Origin of the sequence: Chryseobacterium sp. 2VB, assembly GCF_005503635.1 — a bacterium.
GTDB lineage: Bacteria > Bacteroidota > Bacteroidia > Flavobacteriales > Weeksellaceae > Chryseobacterium > Chryseobacterium cupriresistens.
This window is the reverse complement of sequence record NZ_SCNC01000008.1, coordinates 144,764-162,819: the sequence shown is the minus strand read 5'-3', so window position 1 is coordinate 162,819 and position 18,056 is coordinate 144,764. Positions and strand designations below refer to the sequence as shown.

General features: G+C 37.8%; 18 protein-coding genes. 12 read left to right on the top strand and 6 right to left on the bottom strand.

What is annotated here, in order from left to right; genetic code table 11:
* Positions 1 to 90: 90 nt before the first annotated feature.
* Together FFS26_RS10250 and FFS26_RS10245 are read right to left on the bottom strand one after the other, a co-directional pair.
* Positions 91 to 480 carry a DoxX family protein gene (locus tag FFS26_RS10250; RefSeq protein WP_137904976.1) on the bottom strand — a complete coding sequence of 130 codons (390 nt, stop codon included), beginning with the start codon at positions 478 to 480 and terminating at the stop codon, positions 91 to 93.
* A gap of 152 nt (positions 481 to 632) precedes the next feature.
* A complete protein-coding gene (locus FFS26_RS10245) occupies positions 633 to 1,613 on the bottom strand; it encodes a polysaccharide deacetylase family protein (RefSeq protein WP_110011771.1) in 981 nt (326 codons plus the stop codon).
* Positions 1,614 to 1,703: 90 nt separating this feature from the next.
* Here FFS26_RS10245 and FFS26_RS10240 point away from each other — a divergent pair, with 90 nt between their 5' ends.
* Genes FFS26_RS10240 through FFS26_RS10230 form a run of 3 tightly spaced genes read left to right on the top strand, consistent with a single transcriptional unit; the run spans position 1,704 to position 3,312 of the window.
* Complete coding sequence (locus FFS26_RS10240; protein WP_137904975.1) at positions 1,704 to 2,546, top strand: AraC family transcriptional regulator; 843 nt, start codon at positions 1,704 to 1,706, stop codon at positions 2,544 to 2,546.
* Between the two features lie 58 nt (positions 2,547 to 2,604).
* The gene (locus FFS26_RS10235; RefSeq protein WP_137904974.1) at positions 2,605 to 3,066 is read left to right on the top strand and encodes an NUDIX hydrolase; all 462 of its coding nucleotides are present in this window, start codon (positions 2,605 to 2,607) and stop codon (positions 3,064 to 3,066) included.
* An 18-nt stretch (positions 3,067 to 3,084) separates the two neighbouring features.
* The gene (locus tag FFS26_RS10230; RefSeq protein ID WP_062669420.1) at positions 3,085 to 3,312 is read left to right on the top strand and encodes a hypothetical protein; all 228 of its coding nucleotides are present in this window, start codon (positions 3,085 to 3,087) and stop codon (positions 3,310 to 3,312) included.
* Positions 3,313 to 3,376: 64 nt separating this feature from the next.
* Here FFS26_RS10230 and FFS26_RS10225 read toward each other — a convergent pair whose 3' ends face one another.
* The gene (locus FFS26_RS10225; protein WP_110011768.1) at positions 3,377 to 3,868 is read right to left on the bottom strand and encodes a hypothetical protein; all 492 of its coding nucleotides are present in this window, start codon (positions 3,866 to 3,868) and stop codon (positions 3,377 to 3,379) included.
* A 213-nt stretch (positions 3,869 to 4,081) separates the two neighbouring features.
* Between FFS26_RS10225 and FFS26_RS10220 the strand changes: the two genes are divergently transcribed.
* Together FFS26_RS10220 and FFS26_RS10210 are read left to right on the top strand one after the other, a co-directional pair.
* A complete protein-coding gene (locus tag FFS26_RS10220; RefSeq protein ID WP_137904973.1) occupies positions 4,082 to 5,290 on the top strand; it encodes a hypothetical protein in 1,209 nt (402 codons plus the stop codon).
* Between the two features lie 370 nt (positions 5,291 to 5,660).
* The gene (locus FFS26_RS10210; RefSeq protein WP_110011594.1) at positions 5,661 to 6,146 is read left to right on the top strand and encodes a hypothetical protein; all 486 of its coding nucleotides are present in this window, start codon (positions 5,661 to 5,663) and stop codon (positions 6,144 to 6,146) included.
* 65 nt (positions 6,147 to 6,211) lie between these two features.
* Here the strand turns inward: FFS26_RS10210 and FFS26_RS10205 are convergent, their stop codons facing one another.
* On the bottom strand, positions 6,212 to 6,601 hold the full coding sequence (locus FFS26_RS10205; protein WP_110011593.1) for a Fur family transcriptional regulator: 390 nt from the start codon (positions 6,599 to 6,601) through the stop codon (positions 6,212 to 6,214).
* An 86-nt stretch (positions 6,602 to 6,687) separates the two neighbouring features.
* Between FFS26_RS10205 and FFS26_RS10200 the strand changes: the two genes are divergently transcribed.
* The 3 genes from FFS26_RS10200 to FFS26_RS10190 all read left to right on the top strand — a co-directional run bounded on the left by FFS26_RS10200 (position 6,688) and on the right by FFS26_RS10190 (position 9,708).
* Positions 6,688 to 7,026, top strand: coding sequence for a MerC domain-containing protein (locus tag FFS26_RS10200; protein WP_110011592.1), 339 nt, complete (start codon positions 6,688 to 6,690; stop codon positions 7,024 to 7,026).
* A 3-nt stretch (positions 7,027 to 7,029) separates the two neighbouring features.
* Positions 7,030 to 8,232 carry a GTP-binding protein gene (locus FFS26_RS10195; protein WP_137904972.1) on the top strand — a complete coding sequence of 401 codons (1,203 nt, stop codon included), beginning with the start codon at positions 7,030 to 7,032 and terminating at the stop codon, positions 8,230 to 8,232.
* A gap of 78 nt (positions 8,233 to 8,310) precedes the next feature.
* Entirely contained in the window at positions 8,311 to 9,708 is a 1,398-nt protein-coding gene (locus FFS26_RS10190; protein WP_137904971.1) for an alkaline phosphatase, read from the top strand.
* An 83-nt stretch (positions 9,709 to 9,791) separates the two neighbouring features.
* On the opposite strand, the gene FFS26_RS10185 is transcribed toward FFS26_RS10190, so the two are convergent.
* Together FFS26_RS10185 and FFS26_RS10180 are read right to left on the bottom strand one after the other, a co-directional pair.
* A complete protein-coding gene (locus FFS26_RS10185; protein ID WP_110011589.1) occupies positions 9,792 to 10,616 on the bottom strand; it encodes an anti-sigma factor domain-containing protein in 825 nt (274 codons plus the stop codon).
* Position 10,617: 1 nt separating this feature from the next.
* Positions 10,618 to 11,127, bottom strand: a complete 510-nt coding sequence (locus FFS26_RS10180; protein ID WP_228406587.1) for an RNA polymerase sigma factor — start codon at positions 11,125 to 11,127, stop codon at positions 10,618 to 10,620.
* A gap of 401 nt (positions 11,128 to 11,528) precedes the next feature.
* Between FFS26_RS10180 and FFS26_RS10175 the strand changes: the two genes are divergently transcribed.
* The 4 genes from FFS26_RS10175 to FFS26_RS10160 all read left to right on the top strand — a co-directional run bounded on the left by FFS26_RS10175 (position 11,529) and on the right by FFS26_RS10160 (position 18,056).
* Positions 11,529 to 12,098 (top strand): fasciclin domain-containing protein, encoded by a 570-nt coding sequence (locus tag FFS26_RS10175; RefSeq protein ID WP_110011588.1) that lies wholly within the window; start codon positions 11,529 to 11,531, stop codon positions 12,096 to 12,098.
* Between the two features lie 78 nt (positions 12,099 to 12,176).
* Entirely contained in the window at positions 12,177 to 12,887 is a 711-nt protein-coding gene (locus FFS26_RS10170) for a ferritin-like domain-containing protein (protein ID WP_110011587.1), read from the top strand.
* Positions 12,888 to 12,910: 23 nt separating this feature from the next.
* Positions 12,911 to 13,726, top strand: a complete 816-nt coding sequence (locus FFS26_RS10165) for a ferritin-like domain-containing protein (RefSeq protein WP_137904970.1) — start codon at positions 12,911 to 12,913, stop codon at positions 13,724 to 13,726.
* 403 nt (positions 13,727 to 14,129) lie between these two features.
* On the top strand, positions 14,130 to 18,056 hold the full coding sequence (locus FFS26_RS10160; protein ID WP_137904969.1) for a response regulator: 3,927 nt from the start codon (positions 14,130 to 14,132) through the stop codon (positions 18,054 to 18,056).

The window sequence follows — 18,056 nt, the reverse complement described above, 5'->3', positions numbered from 1 at the left end:
ATGAAAGCTTTTGTGACTTTTGTGGTTGGATAAAGAGTAAAAAATTTATAATAATCAGGTAATTCTTTACTTTTTTCAGCCTTACTGTTTTTATTTTCGATCCAATGCCAGGTAATTATCCTCAATTCTGCTGATCAGAATGTAGAACAGACCTGCATAGATCATCTGAATTCCCATTGCTTCCCAGTTCTCAACAGTACTGCTTCCAAAAAGGAGCAGGATAATGAGAGAAGCTCCGGCCATCGCCGCAATACGGGTTTTAAAACCAATGATCAGCAGAAGGCCGATTATAAATTCGAGAAAGGGGAGAGTGATACTAAAAAGATGGACCAATGGCTGCGGAAGCCAGCTTGTTTCAAAACCCTTCATCATTCCTGATGCAAAGTCCTGTAATTTTACCAGTCGGACCAATCCGTGTCCCAAAAAGTTGATTCCCATCGACACACGAAGGAAAAAATAGGCTGTTTTTGTGTTATTCATAAAGGTATTTTTTTTAGGATGGAAGCTGGAAGCCGGATGCTGGAAGATATAAATCTGTTGGGATACACTTTTATTGTGTTCATCATTATTCAATTATTCTGTAATTGTTTTTACAGACTTCGATAACTTCCTTCCTCCAGCTTCCCGCTTCCTTACTTATTAAACTTTTCTTCGCTGTTGTCAACCGGAGTATCGGGATCGTTCATCACCATTTTAGCAATATCATCTTTTCTCATAAAAACAACTCCCTGTTTTTGTTGTGTATATTGAATAAATTCCTCCATGGCATGTACCATTGCAGGAGTTCCACCGATTCTGTCATGAAAACTGATACTCATCATTCTCCTTTTGGAAGCTCCTTCTTCATACAAACGGTCAAATTCAAATTTCAGCTGGGCTAAAAACTGCTCCGGGCTCCAGTGTTTCCCTTCAATATTGACAATATCATTGTTACGAAGCGTATAAGGAACGACTACAAAGTTTTTTCCTTTTACCTTTGTAATAAAAGGCTCATCATGGCTCAGGTCATCAATATGATACAGAAAACCCAGTTCCTGTAATACTTTAAGTGTATTCGGGCTTCTTCTCAACCAGTTAGCATTATAACCAACAGCTTTCTGCCCTGTAATTTTTTCTACAACATCCACACCTTTCTTTACGAAATTCAGTTCGTCAGCATAATTTTTATTCCACTGGTTATCCCAGGTAAAACCATGAGCGGCAATTTCATGACCTCCGTTGGCAATAGCTTTGGCGACTTCAGGATACTTTTCAGCAGCACTTCCTACGACATGAGAGGTAACTTTAATGTCATATTTTTTCCATAAATCCAGCATACGGTAAATTCCTTCATTTCCTCCGTAGCGGTACCAGCTTTCTGCGGGAAGATCCGGCTGTCCCTTGGGAAGAGGAGTTCCACTGAAAGGACTTTCAGCGCCTTCCGGTTGTCCACCCGTTTCAAACTGCATGGAAACGGAAATAACCAATTGAGCACCATTCGGCCAGTATTTTTTTGTTCGGGCCTGTTTTTCATGCTGTTGCTTTTTTTCTGCTGTACCCCTTTCATGATCAGAAAAGGACATCAAAACAATTGCTGAGGCAAGCAGCAATGCTGATTGTTTTATATATTTCATTTTGAATGTATTGATAAGGCAAAATTCATCAATATTCCATTGGCATATATTGTAAAAATTAATGGTAAATTTGTAAAAATCCATTCTTCTATGAAACGAATCGTTAATTTCAACTCTTTCAATGTTTTCAGTATTGAAAAGGAAAACTGGGATGTTGAATATCACAATCATAATTTTTATGAATTGATCATCATAGAAAGCGGAAAAGGATTTCATCACCTCAACAGCATTACTTTCCCGTATAAAAAGGGGGATGTATTTCTACTCAGACCAAGTGACGGCCATGAATTTTCAATTAAAAACAAAACGAAATTCATTTATATAAAATTCACAGAACAGTATATCTGGGAAAACTTACTGCCCAACAAAAAGAATGAACTTAAAAAGGCTGTACAGCTCCTGATGGAAGATCATTCCTTCGTGTATGAATCAGCGATTAAGAGTAAAACAGACCGGGAGCATCTTTTACAGCTTGCCCGCATTCTTCTGTATGAATTCAGCCATAAAAATACCTATAACAAAGAGATAACTACTGATCTGTTTTCGGGTATTATGACTATTCTTATCCGGAATACGATGCAAAATGCTACTGCAAAAAACCGGCTCGCTCAAAATCTAAACAGAATTGAAAAAATACTGTATTATATCAATGTCAATGCTCTGGATGCTGATAAAATGAAAATTGAGAACCTGGCTGAAGAATTTATGCTTTCTCCTAATTATATCAGCATTTATATTAAAAAACAGACAGGTTTCTCCATACAACAGCACATCATACAGCATAAGCTGAAGACTGCTGAAAAGCTTTTACTGCAAAGCCATTATAATATCAGTGAAATTGCCGACAGGCTGGGTTTCAATGATGCCAGCCATTTTAATAAAATATTCAAAACGTACAAACAAATGTCACCTTCTCAGTTTAAAAAAGGTTGATCTTATTGATCATCTGATTATATTTTTTTATATCTTTAATAATCAAATCTTTAAACCCATGAAAACGAGTTCCGGGATTCTGCTCTTTAAAAAAGAAAAAGACAGTCTGTATTACTTTCTGGTTCATCCCGGCGGCCCTTTCTGGAGAAATAAAGATTCTGGGGCATGGTCTATCCCCAAAGGAGAGATTCTTCCCGATGAAGATCCCTTGGAGAGGGCATTAACGGAATTTAAAGAAGAAACAGGTACAACAGCAGAAGGCCAATTCATAGAATTATCACCCGTCAGACAAAAAGGAGGAAAAACAGTTTATGCATGGGCCCTGGAAGGAGACATTGATACTTCAGACCTTTACAGCAACAGCTTTCCACTAGAATGGCCGCCCAAATCCGGCAAAATAATTGAAATTCCTGAAGTGGATCAATGGGAATGGTTTGCTTCAGAGGAAGCACAAAAACGGATCAATCCGGCACAGAAAGATTTTATTACAGAACTTGAAAGTATATTAAAAAATCACTAACACCTAACAACAAAAGCCATGAAAAAATTAAACAGAAAAACATTAAAAAACATGATCGGAGCCATTGGAATAGAACTGAATCTTCCTCTTCCTGTAGGCGTTTGCCTTGGCAATCTGCTTTCCCTTTGTCCTCCTCACTCTCATTGTCGTGCAGATGAAAGGTGCTATCCTGATGCTGCCGGCCCTTGCATCAACGGGCTTTGTCCATCAGGCTACCACTGCCATTCGGGAGAATGTGTCAGATAGAATAAGAAAACAAAAAAACCTTTATCAGTGCTGATAAAGGTTTTTTATATAGTACAACTATTATTTATCGTTTTATCCCAATTGCTTTTAACGCACTGGATGTTAAAAAGATATCATCAAACACCGTCAGTGATTCCACATCATTGAAGCCTGTAGGAATCAGGTCATTTTTATTAAAAGACAATTCAATAGAAGGGTCGTATGAAGCAATGATTCTCACTTTTGAATATCCATTATAATCTACCTTAAAGCCTTCAAACATACAGTTCTGCTCAGCCTTCTGGTACTCTGCATATTCTTCGAAACCCATAATATCCGTTCTTCTTCCATCGTTATGATCCAAAGATTTCCATGCGGTATAATTTTTCGGTTCTTTCAGAATATTTCCTTTACGGTCTACAGGAACAAACATTCCAAGAGTCAAACGCTTCTTTAAGAAATTGGCATAATTATTCATCAGATTCAAAATCTGAAGATCGGCATATCCTTCGTGTGAATAATATTCCAGCACGAAAGTTGTCATCGGAATCAGCTTAAGAGAAGCATCAGTGGGCATAATGAGTCTTTACTTTTTTGGCCGATAAAAATAGTATTTTTATTTACTTTACCCAATGGGAACAGATGAATAGGATGGAATTTATACCCATTCTGAATAACAATAACTTTGGCATAAACCCTGATTTTTCATTATTTTTGAAGGAATAACCTTAGAAACCATTATGAACCATCTGCAAAAAACAGGATCGTTTTTGTGGATACCCATTACAATATGTTGAATAAGATACTATTGGCAGCCGGCATTTTTCAGTGCTGCTTTTATAATACCATGGCACAAAGCCCTGGCCAACGCCCTGTTTATACGTCAGAATGGGGACATCTCTTTCGTGAAAGTGGAAAAAATAAAGATCTTTTAGGAATATTTTCTACCGAAGCACCTGTTTATGTTCTGGATTCTACCCAAACGCAATACAAAGTACAGGTAAGCAACGGTGATATTGGATTTATAGACCGTCAGCCGTTACAAAAAAGTATGCGTGGGAAAAAGTCTGCCGGCGAACCCGCTCAGTATTTTTATAGAGGAACAGAAGGACATCAATGTCCGCATTTTTATGTGCAGGTATCTGAGCTGCGTGTACGAAAAGCGCCTACCACAGAAAGTACAGCCATACGCAGGGCTGCTTTAAACGAACTTGTCTGTATAGATTATGTTCCTTTATATGAGGACGGCTGGATTTATATCGGGGATCATTTTCATGAGAATCCGGAATATATTCAAATGAAATATCTGGGAACCGGACTTACTTACGACAGGATTCTGAAAGATTATCTCGCAGTTAAAGATAAAAACAAGGAAAAAGAACTGGCTCAGGTGGGAAGATTACGTGAAATTGCATGGCAGGAAGATAAAAACCTTAAACAAGCATTACAGTACTGGAAAGAATCCAATACCGGCATAGAAAATCCAAAAGTAGATATCGATTTTGAACTTCTTCTGGCAGATCAACTGGCAAAAAAACCAGAAACTGAAGCTTATGAAAAAAAACTGAAAGCCTTAAATATGCATTTTGTGTGGAAAGAAACCCAGCTTTTTGACGGAAAAATCACTGATGCACAGATGAAACAGCTGGAGATGCAGAAGGTAAAAGACATTCCCAATACCCCTGAATGCGGCTGGGAACCTCAATATTTTTACAGAACCTCTGATATGATGGTTGCTTTTGAAGAATATAAAGGAAAAGTTTCCGGAAGCATTTACAAAATGTCCTTCAACAATGGCGAAGCTGTGATTCTGGGAAATGAACGTATGGATTCTAATTATAATGAAAAGGATTTTGTCAACCATTTTGGAGATTTACTCTCAACACGCTGGATTTCCTCTCCACACGAATATTACATTCAGAATGGAGATGCCGGGCTCTTTATTTTTACTTTTAAAGAGGGGAAACTTTTCAGCTATGAATGCATGTATTATTGTTAGAAGTTTTTAAATTATATTATCAATAGAGGCGGGCTAATCCCTGATTTATATATCAATAAGCGGGCTTTAGCCCGCTTATTGATTAATGATGTATCAACGGCTTCAGCTGAAACTTAGCCAATATTAAGTTTTGGCTGAAGCCAAGGTATTTGTATCTAATTGTTAAAACGGGCTAAAGCCCGTTCCTATTGAATATTTACATTTGTCTCTGCTATAAAACCACATTTATATATCAATAGAGGCGGGCTTTAGCCCGCTTATTTTATAAAGTATCCTTCCATTGGCTTTAGCCGAAACTTAAAATATTTTCTAACATAAGTGATTAAATTTTAAAGACGTATCTTTACGTCACCAAACAAAATATTACAATATGTCATTTATAACACCGGAAGGAGCCAGGAAGGCTCAGCTATCCCTATCTGAAAGAGCACCCGTTGCTCACGCTATTCTCTCTGGGAAAGAGAACATTTCGAAATACAACAGTGGAGTATGTCATGATGTGGTTGCTTATGCATTATATATGCGTGGTGCCAGCATAAGTCCTGCTCAGCTTGCAGAATCGGCAGGACAAAAATGGTTAACCTTGTTCAATTATCCGGCGGGAGAAAAGTGGGATGGATATACCCCTATTCCGGCAGGAAAAGCCATTGGTTTTTACAGGCTTATCGACAAAACATTCTTTCATTCGGCTATTACTACGGGAAATGGTAATGAAATCCGTTCTGTTAACGGTTTTTCATTAGGATCAGCATGGAATGTACCTGTAGATATGAAATGGGTACTGGGTAAAAAGAATTCTGACGGAACCTTCAATTATGATGGTACCAAGATAGAAGTCTATATTTCTTCTTTATAACAGAATTTATATTTCAATACAATAAAAGGCAGATCAGCATATTCGCTTTTCTGCCTTTTTACTTTTTAAGCATCGGCACATTTCGGGCATATCCCGCTGATGATAAAATTATATTCCTGTGCGATAAAATGCTCCGGCAGACTGATTTCCGGAATAGCGTTTTCAATACACGTCACGGAATGACATTCCTTACAGTTGAAATGAACATGATTATGAAAATGCTGTTCATGGGTACATTTTCCACTGCACTTTGCAAAATTCACTACACCATCAATATTGACGATCTTGTGTATCGCACCTTCATTTTCAAGCCTTTCCAGAACCCTGTAGATGGTTACTCTGTTGCACAGATCTCCAAGTTTCTTCTGAATATCAGAATGGGTAAGGGCAACATCCGAACTATTAATAAGGTTTAAAATTTCAGTTTTGGCGTGAGTATTTCTGACCTGTTTCATATTTTAATGCAACAAAGTTGCGTTATTTGAATTTTTATTTCTACTTTTGCAACAAAGTTACGATAAGAAAATTAATCCATACTATTATGAAATCAAAAATTCTTGATGCTGTAGGAATCTCCGCTGCTGTTTTATGCCTGATTCATTGTATTGTCTTTCCACTGTTATTAATTGTTCCATTGGGAATCTCCCATAATCCTTATATTGATCTGGTTTTCCTTTTTATAGGAGCCGTTGTGGTATTCAGAATAACAAAGAAAATGGAAAACCGGTGGCTGAAGTTTCTGTTCTGGATATCATTAAGCCTTATTTTCATTTCTATATTGACAGATTTTCTGTTTGAAGTTCATCTTCCTCTGATCTATATCGGAGCTGTCGGTTTGATTACAGGTCATATCATCAATTTTAAAAATCATAAACATTAAAACATGACTAAGAAACTTCCTGTAACGGTACTCAGCGGCTTTCTGGGAGCGGGTAAAACGACACTACTGAATCATATTCTGCATAACAAACAAGGTTTAAAAGTAGCTGTGATAGTGAACGATATGAGCGAAATTAATATCGACGCACGCCTTGTTGAAAATCAAAATACGCTTTCAAGAACTGAAGAAAAACTGGTAGAAATGAGTAACGGATGCATCTGCTGTACACTTCGTGAAGATCTTATGGTAGAAGTAGAACGTCTTGCCAGTGAAAACCGTTTTGATTACCTCCTTATTGAAAGTACGGGAATCAGTGAACCGATTCCTATAGCCCAGACCTTTACTTATATTGATGAAGAGAGCGGAATAGATCTTTCCCGTTTCAGCTATGTAGATACAATGGTAACGGTGGTCGATTGTTTCAATTTCATGAAAGATTTTGGATCTAATGAACTACTGATGGACCGCGATCTTACTGATATGGAAGGCGACTACAGAACGATTGTTAATCTTCTGACCGATCAGATTGAATTTGCCAACGTGATTATTTTAAACAAAACAGATCTTATCAATACTGAGACACTTGGCTTTTTAAAAGCAGCAATCAGGAAGTTAAATCCGGAGGCAACCCTTTTACAATCAGAGTTTGGAAAAATTGATCCTCAAAAGATTTTGAATACACAGCTTTTTGATTTCGAAAAAGCACAGTCATCCGCTGGCTGGCAAAAAGAATTACAGGCTGATCATCACACCCCGGAAACTGAAGAATATGGAATAAGTTCACTGGTTTTCAGAGATAAAAAGCCCTTCCATCCCATAAGACTCTGGGAATATCTGAACCATCATTATCCGGAAGGAACCATCAGAGCAAAAGGCCTGTTCTGGCTGGCTTCAAGACCTGATGATGCATTGAATTTTTCTCAGGCAGGAGGTTCTTTCAGACTTGAAAAAGCAGGAGTCTGGTGGTGCAGCATGCCGATGAGTCACAGGGTTCAGTATTCTTCATTTTCAGATAATCAGAAGTTTATAGAAAGCAGATGGGATAAAAACTGGGGCGACAGGATCAATGAACTGGTGTTTATCGGGCAGAATCTGGACAAAGATCAGATGCTGGCAGATCTTCAGCAATGTCTTATTAATGAAAAAGAAGAGGAACAATTCGATAAGAAACTAAGTTTCGAGGATCCGTTCCCAAAGAATATTTAAAATTAACTTTTAATTAATGCAACAAAGTTACGATAAAGAATTAAATATAATAACTTTCGGCATTATTTCAAAAACAATATGGACAGAAGAAAATTTCTAAAAGGATCTGCAATACTTTCAGGATTATTAACCTTATCGCCATCTGATCTCTGGAGCTTCGGGAAGAATACCGAACTGCACAGGAAAGGAAAAGCTAAGAATATTATTTTTATGATCAGTGACGGGATGAGCCTTGGAACGCTTTCAATGGCAGATCTGTATTCACGGAATATTTTAGGAAAGGGAAGTAACTGGCTTAATCTGTATCATGATAAAAAGGTAACCCGTGCTTTGATGGACACCGCTTCAGCAAGTTCTGTTGTGACAGATTCTGCTGCCGCAAGTTCGGCCTTTGGAGGGGGAATCAGAGTGAAAAACGGAGTTTTAAACATCGGAGCTAACGGAGAGAAACATCTTCCGATATGGCAGCAATATAAAAAAGCAGGAAAGAAAGCAGGCTGCGTGACTACTGTAACCATTACTCATGCTACTCCTGCCGGATTCTGTGTAAATTCTTCGAAAAGAAATGCTGAACCCCAAATTGCTGAAATGTACGCCGAGCTTGAACTCGATGTGCTCTTAGGTGGTGGAGACGAATTTTTTAATCCCTCCAAAAGAGAAGACAAAAAAGACCTCTATTCTGTTTACAGCAAAAAAGGATACAGAATTCTGAAAACACAAAATGACCTGAAAGAAATCAAAGAAGGAGAGAAGCTGCTAGGTATTTTCAATACAGGAGCATTGCCTTACAGCATCGACAGAACGCATCTTCCAGAATATAAAAACACACCCACTCTTGCTGAAATGGCCAATACGGCTATCCGTCAGATGAAAGATCATCCCGAAGGTTTTGTCCTTCAGATCGAGGCCGGAAAAGTAGACTGGTCTGCCCATGCCAATGATGTAGCGGCACTCATCTATGATCAGCTGGCATTTGATGAAGCGGTGAAAACAGTCATGGATTTTGCCGAAAAAGACGGAAATACTTTAGTCATCATCACTACAGACCATGGAAATGCTAATCCGGGAACTATTTACGGAGCAGAGGCTACTACACATTTTAACAGCATTTCAGAATACAAATACACCAATGAATACATTCTGAACAAGATTAACAAAGATGATTCGGTAAAAGATATTAAAGACTGGATTTATGAAGGCAACAAGATTACTCTGAGTGACGATGAAGCCAGGCATATGCTAAGTTTCTACAATGGTCTTGAAAAAGAGGAAGCGGGACTTTATAATTACAAGAAACTGCCTTTTAAACTGTATTCAGAAATTCAGAAAAGCAGAAATTCCGTAGGATGGATCAGCATGGATCATTCTGGAGATTACGTGGAAGTCGCTGCTTACGGCCCCGGAAATGAACTTTTACAGCCATTTATTAAAAATACAGACCTTCACGATCTGATGCTGAAGGCCTGTCTGGTATAGACATTCATATTTTTTCATATTTAATTATTTGGGAGATACGAGGCGGATTGATTGTGTCCGCCTTGTTTTGTATCAACAGGGGTTTAGATTTCCCCCATTACAAACATATTTTCCATAGTAGGAACATTACTTCCACCTGCTTTTTCAAGTGTAATGGCAAAAGCCTGCGCTTTGGGAATATTGGCCAAAGCAATTTTGCTGTCTTTATCTTCAGTGTACATTCCTGCATTGATCGGTTTTCCATCTTCTATGGCCCAAAGCTGATACTGCATTCCTTCGGGAGCTTTAGGAAGTTTTTCCGCATTCAGATACACTTCTTTTGTTTTTTTATCCCAGAAAACCATTGCTTTGGCGTCTGTGTGCTTCTCTACGCCCTTCAGCATCACCATCTGCATATCGGGATTGGAAATCATATCCATCTTTCGGTTCATTTTTTCCATAGCCTGATCCTTCTGCTTTTTATCAGCTATCATTAAAGCTATTTCTTTTTGGCTGGCAGACTGGCTGTTCATCCAGAATACATTTCCGGCAACACTTACCAGAAATAATACCGAAGCTGCTATAGCATAGGTTTTCCAGGGAGTGCTTCTCTGAATCACCTTTCTGTCTGTATTATTTTCGGCCTGTCTTCCTACTTCAGGAATATCTGGTGAAAGAGCAGGAGTTATTTCTTCAACCACCTGTTCCTGCTGAATTTTGTTCCAGATCTTCGATTTCAAATCATCTGGAGGTGTTACAGCCTGAGCTGTAGCAAGATGTTCCAAAGTTTTCTGTGCTTCTTCAAAAGCTTCTTTTACTTCAGCATTATTCTTCATCACACACTCCAAAATCCCTGCTTCCTCAGGAGAAGCATGGCCAAGAATATAAGATTCTATAATTCCGGATGATATGTATTCTTTAGTGTTCAATTTATTGATAATCTTTTAGCAAATCCTTTAATTTCATCAGCGCATTCCGCATTTTCGTTTTTACCGTTCCCAGCGGTATCTTCAGCTTTTCTGATATTTCATGTTGGGTATATCCCTGATAATAAGCAAGGTCGATGAGCTCCTGTTTATCTGTTTCCAGACCTTCCAGCACGTTGTTAAATCCGATATAATCGGAAGAATGATTAGTCGTTGAAAGCTCTGCAGTATTATATACGAAATCCGGAAGTGCTTGGTTTTTAAGCTCATTCTGGAAAGCTTTTGATTTTAAATAATCAATGGCTGTATTCCTGGCAATATTGATGATCCAGGTATAAAACCTCCCTTTGGAAGCATCATACTGATGGATAGAATTCCATATTTTAACAAAAACATCCTGAATAACTTCTTCGGTATATTCCTTAGACTGAACGATACGAAGAATAATCCCGTACAACGCACCGGAATAGTGGTCATACAGATAATGAAAACCAGTTTCGTTTTTCTCTTTCAATAAAACGATAAGCTCCTCTTCAGAATAGGTTGTTTTAATAGCTTTTATTTTTTCTTTCCAAATGTAATAAAATAAAACACATAGACAATAAAATCTAACACATCTTTTATTTCGTACACAATTTTATATAAATCATTGAAAAATATTCAATATCAGAAATTCTAACCTATAAAGCTATAGAATAATCCTATTGAGAATATCATTATTGTACCTCAGAATTGGTTTAAAAAACGGTTTTTAAAAATCGAAAGTATTATAAAATCACTATGGATTTAAAATTAATAAACTGAAAATCAATATGTTAAAATAAATTTATTTTTTTTTCAATCTAAAATAAAACCAACCTCGTAAATGACATTAAAAGCACGAATTAAATATAATTAACAAAAAAAATAACTACAATGAACACACAATCAAAAATCACAGTTCTAGCAATGGTAGCTCTATCATTTGCATTCAGTGGGAAGGTAACTGCACAAACGATGAAAGAAAAAACAGTAATGGTAGGGGGAGCTCCTATGTATCCTTCTAAGAACATTATTGAAAACGCTGTCAACTCAAAGGATCACAAAACCCTTGTCGCTGCAGTAAAAGCTGCCGGCCTGGTAGAAACATTACAGGGTGCGGGACCTTTTACAGTATTAGCACCTACGGATGCAGCCTTTGCCAAACTTCCGAAAGGTACCGTAGAAAACCTTGTAAAACCTGAAAATAAAGCGATGCTTACTTCTATTTTAACCTATCATGTTCTTCCAGGAAGATATAGCGCTAAAGAAATATGGGCCGCTGTAAAAGCAGGAAACGGAAAAAGCATGATGAAAACTGTACAGGGTGAAGATCTTACATTCTGGACAAAAGGTAAAAATCTTTACATAAAAGACGCAAAAGGAAACAGCGCCAAAGTAACGATTGCTGATGTGAATCAGTCTAATGGAGTGATTCATGTAATCGATACAGTATTGATGCCATAACAAATTTCAAGATTTCAAACAGCATATTCCAATGTGCTGTTTTTATCTCTTATTTATCCAACACTAAAAATAAATACTATGAAAAAAACAATTCAGGTTTCTAATCAGGGTGCAACCCTTGATACCAGCAGAAGAAGCTTTTTAAAACTAAGTGGAGTAGGATTGGCTATTGCAGGCCTTACCATCATCGGATGTAATGATGATGATGACTTCCAGATTATAGAAGAATCAAAGTATGATCTTGGAACCGGAGATGTAGGAGTATTAAATTATGCCTATGCTTTGGAACAGCTTGAAGCAGATTTTTATACGAAAGTGGTCAACAATTTTTATACAGGAATTTCAAGTATTGAAAAAGAGATTTTTACAGACCTCTATCATCATGAGGTGATTCACAGGGATTTTTTCAAAGTTGCCATTAGTGGTGCGACAGATCATGTGCTTCCCAAGCTTGAATTCCAGTATCCGAATGTGAATTTTAATGATAGAAATTCAGTACTGGCTACAGCAAAGGCACTGGAAGATACCGGTGTTGCAGCTTACAATGGAGCAGGAAAATACATTTCCAATCCGGCTTATCTCGTTATTGCCGGTAAAATAGTTTCTGTGGAAGCCAGACATGCTTCTGCTATCAGAAATTTAATCAATCCCGGATCTGCAGATTTTTCAGGAGATGATGTGATCGATGCCAACGGACTTGATCTTGCCAAAGAGCCGAAAGATATCGTAATGGCTGCCGGAGCATTTATCAAAACACCATTTACCTGGAAAGAAAGAGGAATCAACTAAACATCAACCTAAAAACTCACATTATGAATATTCTTAGATTACTGGATAAACTTTCTGATGATAAATTTTTCACCAAGGAAGCATCAAGATTAGAAACGATTACTGATATTTCATTATTCGGGAAAAAAGCAGCTACAGCAGCTGTACCCCTTGGTTTGGGTGCTATGATGGCCACTCCTGCCAAAGCAGAAACTACCAAAACAGCATTAACAGGTACTGCTTTAAAAAGTACCCTTACAGATGCTTTACAACTGGCGCTGGTACTGGAATATCTTGAAAATGAATATTACAGCATAGGATTGTCAACCCCGGGACTGATTCCCAATGGAGACAGAACCGTCTTTATGCAGATTTCAAAGCATGAATCAGCTCATGTAAGTTTTCTGAAAAGTACACTGACTTCTTTAGGAACAACTCCCGGAAATAAACCTATTTTTGATTTTACAGCCGGCGGAAACTTTATGCCTTTTACGGATTATAACCAGTTTCTTATCCTTGCGCAGGCTTTTGAAGATACCGGAGTGAGAGCTTACAAAGGGCAGGCAGGAAATGTAATGTCCAATAAAGTGGTTCTGCAGGCAGCGTTACAGATTCACTCCGTTGAAGCCAGACATGCCTCACAGGTAAGAAGAATGCGAGCGAACAAAGGATGGATTGAGCTTGCCAACGGAGGAAGTATGCCCTCCGCCACCAATCCGGTTTATGCAGGAGAAGAAAATACCAACCAGGCAGGTTATAATACCGGAACTTTATTTGGTGCCGCAGCAGGTTCTGCAGCCTACGACGAAATTTTAAGCGGCAGCGATGCACAAGCCATTGCTTCCCTGTTCATAGTATAGTTGTGATTTGGATGATGATAAGTGGTGAGTCCATTTCCGTATTTTCAGGGAATGGACTTTTTTCTAAATCAATCCTCAGGCCTTAAGAAAACACATAATCAACATCTTATATTCATCCCGATTCATCTTTTAAGTACCATATTCACTTATGGTGCTTTTATTTTCATAATGCTCGTTAATTCAATATAAATACAGAATTCACGTAAGCTAATTTAAAATAAATACACATATAGCTTTATTAACATATTTACTGTAATAGAATACAAAATTATTTTGTAATTTGGCTTACTTATTAAAATAATAATTTAAAGCGCTTAAAAATATTTAAAATATAAACTTTAAGACCTTGATTATCATTTTTTAATAATCAAAAAAGAAAAGTCTCTAATTGTTGATATAATATATGAAGAAGTATCCAATTCCTGCGAATGAAGAAAGCCGAATGAAGAAACTGGAGTATTTTGGTCTTTTAAATCTTGAAAAAGACCCCCAGTTAGATATTTTCGCAGAAACAGCGTGTCTGGTGACAGACTGCCCGGCAGGGCTTATTGCCATGATGGAAAGCGAAACCCAGACCATCCAAAGCTGTGTGGGGCTTGCTCTTGATTTTGTAGACAGGAAGAATACTGTATGTCAATACTCTATCGCCAGTGGTGATATTGTTATTATCAACGATACTTTATTAGACGAAAGATCTTCTGATAACGCAATTATTCTGGCAGGTGGAATCCGGTTTTATGCGGGAGTTCCCCTGATTGATGATGAGGGATTTGTATTAGGAACACTCTGTGTTATCGACTACAAACCTAAAACAATTACAGATGATCAGATTTCAACCCTGAAAAAAATAGGGGAGGCAGTCACAAAAGTTCTCATGGGAAAAAGGAAAAATCTCCAGGCTGAGTATTTTCAGCAGACTTTTACCATTTCCAATAATCTGATCTGTGTTCTGGATAAGGATTTTGTGCTGAAGGATGTGAACCCGACTTTTGAGAAGGTGTTTCAATTAGATAAAGCAGAGGTTATTAATCAGAATTTCATGGATCTGATAGGGAATCACAATTCTCAGCTGCAAATGCTTTCCAAAAATCTTCCCGATACCAATGAAGAAGTTACATTTACGACTTCAACAAAGATAGATGATACTCAAACCATCATTATTGAATGGTATTTAAAGCTCAATCAAAACCACTCGGAGATTTTTTGCTTCGGAATCAATATCACCCAGCGTATCGAAGAAAAGAATAAACTGGAAAGCTCTGAACGCCGCTTCAGAAGCTTCTTCGAAAACGCCATAGGATTGATGAGTATGCATGATATGGAAGGTAATATCATTGCTGTTAATGAAAAAGGAAGAGAAACCCTGCAATATTCTTCTGAAGAAGTAGAAAGATTGAATTTAAGAGACCTTGTTCCCCAAAAAAACTGGTACCTTCTTGAGCAATATCTCGAAAGAATCAATAAAAACGAGGAAGATTTCGGAACCATGATCCTGAAAACAAAAGGAGGTGAAGAAATGATCTGGATGTATCACAATCTTGTGGAAATCAACAAAGAAGGAAATCCTTATGTGGTAAGTACTGCCCTGAATGTTACTGAAAGAGTAAGTTTGGAAAAAGACCTTGTTCAAACCAAAAAGATGCTGGAACAGACAAGTGCTGTGGCACAGGTGGGTGGATGGGAAGTCAACCTGAAAAACAATACCGTTTTTTGGTCACAGTCTACCAGGGAAATCCATAAAATAGATAGAGATTTCCAGCCCGATTTTGAAAATGCACTGGGATTTTACAGTGAAAAAAGCAGGGAAAAGCTGGAGTTTTTATTCGAAAAGGCTGTAAAAGAAGGCGTTCCCTACGATGAAGAATTACAGCTTATACAGAATGACGGCGTGATGATCTGGGTAAGGGTAAAAGGGATCCCGGAATTTGAGGATGGAGTATGCACCAGAGTCTACGGAATCATTCAGAATATTGATACCTTCAAAAATATCTACCTGGAACTGGCCAGGAAAGAAGCTATGCTGCAATCTTTTGTAAAATATGTACCTGCTACGGTAGCCATGTTTGATAAAGATCTCAATTATGTTTCTGTAAGCAGAAGCTGGAAAGATGAGTTTCAGATGAATGACATCAGGCTTATTGGTGAAAATATGTTTAAGATATCGCCCAATGTACCGGATGAAAGAATAAAAATATATCAGGATGCACTGGCCGGAAAGGCTTATAAGAATGAAGACATGGCCATAGAAATTCCTGGTAAAGAAATCATTCAGCATTACAGCGTAGAGGTGACACCATGGTATCTTTCCAATCATGTTATAGGAGGAATTATTGTTTCTGCCCAGAATATTACAGCCTCAGTAAGAATCAACAGAGAACTGAAAAATGCCAAGAAAATGGCAGATATTGCCAGTAAAGCAAAAACTGAATTCCTGGCCAACATGAGCCATGAAATCCGGACTCCGCTGAACGGAGTAATCGGTTTTTCCGACCTTCTTTTAAAAACTCCATTGAACGAGATACAGACTCAATATCTCCACTATATTAATGAATCAGGAGAAAATCTGTTGAATATCATCAATGACATCCTTGATTTTTCTAAGGTAGAATCCGGAAAAATGGATCTTATTGTGGAAAAAGCCAATATTTACGACATGGTAAGTCAGGTAATCAATGTTATCCTTTACCAGTCGCAGAAAAAAAATATAGAATTGCTGCTGAATATAGAACCGGGACTTCCTGAAACAATCTGGCTGGATGAATCAAGGCTGAAACAGATTTTGATCAATCTTCTTGGAAATGCCGTAAAATTTACAGAACAGGGAGAAATAGAACTTAAAGTAGAAAAACTGAATCTGGACAGCAAAAATATCACCCTGAGATTTTCCGTAAGAGACACCGGAATTGGTATTCCTAAGGAAAAACAGCAGCATATTTTCGATGCCTTTACCCAGGAAAACAGCTCAATCAGCAAACGCTATGGAGGAACAGGTCTCGGATTGACCATCTCCAATAATATTCTGAAATATATGGGAAGCAGCTTGTCATTGGTAAGCGAACTTCATAAAGGTTCTGTCTTCTATTTTGATATAGAGGTTCTTTATGAAATGTCCGACCGTCATGAAGATGAAGAGCTGCCAATCAATAAGGTTCTTATCGTAGATGACAATGAAGCCAACAGGATTATTATTCAGCACATGCTGGCTTATAAAAATATAGATTCAAAGCTGGCTGCCAATGGAATGGAGGCGCTTCAGATCTTACTTGCGGGAGAACGCTTTGATGTTATCCTGATGGATTACCATATGCCAATTATTTCCGGGCTGGAAACCATAGAAAAAATCAAAGACCTGTTTAATCAGCAGAATGAATCCTCACCTTTGATTATCCTTCATACCTCATCTGAAGAACATGATGTGATTAATTATTTCCGTCAGGAAAGCGATTCATACTTCCTGTTAAAACCTATTAAATCAGAAGAACTCTATAAAACATTAAGCCGGGCTGTGAAAAATACGGAAAAAGACGTAACCAGCATTTCACAGCAGGAAACCGAATCTTCCTTTTTGATGCAGTCACCACAGGTTTTACTCGTGGACGATAATCCGGTTAACATGGTTCTCAACCATAAAATGATAGGTTCATTGATTCCTGATGCGGAGCTTACAGAAGCTACGGATGGGCTCCAGGCATGGCAGCTTTGTCAGGGAAAAAAATTCAATATCATTTTAATGGATGTCCAGATGCCGGTAATGGATGGTATTGAAGCTACAAAACAAATCCGTTTGCTTCCGGAATATTCTGATATCCCAATTATTGGCGTCACTGCCGGTAATGTACTTGGAGAGAAGGAAAAGTGTCTGGATTCCGGGATGAATGACTTCCTTCCTAAACCTTTAAGACAAAATGATCTGCTGGAAATACTGAAAAAATACATTCCTGGTGAAAATAATGTTCCAGAGGAGAATAATGTTCCGGACGAGAATACCACAGATACAGAAAATGATCTCGATATAAATCTTCTGAACGAACAGATAGGTGATGATGATGAAGATTTTAGAAAAATATTCCTGGATCTTGTCATGCAACAGCTTACTCAGGCTGAAGAAGATATTAAAAAACACGCAGCTGAAAAAGACAGTACTAATCTGAAACTGATCCTTCACAAGCTTAAAGGAACAGCCGGAACAGCGGGGTTGGTAACACTTACAAAAAATACGGCCAGCTGGGAGAGTAAAGCGGAACCCGACATGGATTTTATCTCCATGGAAAAAGAAATGATCCGGGAAATAACAAAAGGATTACAATTAATTAAAAATTTAATACAATAA

Bases quoted from the DNA above. Each gene is read 5' to 3' on its own strand.
- FFS26_RS10250 (WP_137904976.1), bottom strand. From the start codon at position 480: ATGAATAACACAAAAACAGCCTATTTTTTCCTTCGTGTGTCGATGGGA.
- FFS26_RS10245 (WP_110011771.1), bottom strand. From the start codon at position 1,613: ATGAAATATATAAAACAATCAGCATTGCTGCTTGCCTCAGCAATTGTT.
- FFS26_RS10240 (WP_137904975.1), top strand. From the start codon at position 1,704: ATGAAACGAATCGTTAATTTCAACTCTTTCAATGTTTTCAGTATTGAA.
- FFS26_RS10235 (WP_137904974.1), top strand. From the start codon at position 2,605: ATGAAAACGAGTTCCGGGATTCTGCTCTTTAAAAAAGAAAAAGACAGT.
- FFS26_RS10230 (WP_062669420.1), top strand. From the start codon at position 3,085: ATGAAAAAATTAAACAGAAAAACATTAAAAAACATGATCGGAGCCATT.
- FFS26_RS10225 (WP_110011768.1), bottom strand. From the start codon at position 3,868: ATGCCCACTGATGCTTCTCTTAAGCTGATTCCGATGACAACTTTCGTG.
- FFS26_RS10220 (WP_137904973.1), top strand. From the start codon at position 4,082: ATGTTGAATAAGATACTATTGGCAGCCGGCATTTTTCAGTGCTGCTTT.
- FFS26_RS10210 (WP_110011594.1), top strand. From the start codon at position 5,661: ATGTCATTTATAACACCGGAAGGAGCCAGGAAGGCTCAGCTATCCCTA.
- FFS26_RS10205 (WP_110011593.1), bottom strand. From the start codon at position 6,601: ATGAAACAGGTCAGAAATACTCACGCCAAAACTGAAATTTTAAACCTT.
- FFS26_RS10200 (WP_110011592.1), top strand. From the start codon at position 6,688: ATGAAATCAAAAATTCTTGATGCTGTAGGAATCTCCGCTGCTGTTTTA.
- FFS26_RS10195 (WP_137904972.1), top strand. From the start codon at position 7,030: ATGACTAAGAAACTTCCTGTAACGGTACTCAGCGGCTTTCTGGGAGCG.
- FFS26_RS10190 (WP_137904971.1), top strand. From the start codon at position 8,311: ATGGACAGAAGAAAATTTCTAAAAGGATCTGCAATACTTTCAGGATTA.
- FFS26_RS10175 (WP_110011588.1), top strand. From the start codon at position 11,529: ATGAACACACAATCAAAAATCACAGTTCTAGCAATGGTAGCTCTATCA.
- FFS26_RS10170 (WP_110011587.1), top strand. From the start codon at position 12,177: ATGAAAAAAACAATTCAGGTTTCTAATCAGGGTGCAACCCTTGATACC.
- FFS26_RS10165 (WP_137904970.1), top strand. From the start codon at position 12,911: ATGAATATTCTTAGATTACTGGATAAACTTTCTGATGATAAATTTTTC.
- FFS26_RS10160 (WP_137904969.1), top strand. From the start codon at position 14,130: ATGAAGAAGTATCCAATTCCTGCGAATGAAGAAAGCCGAATGAAGAAA.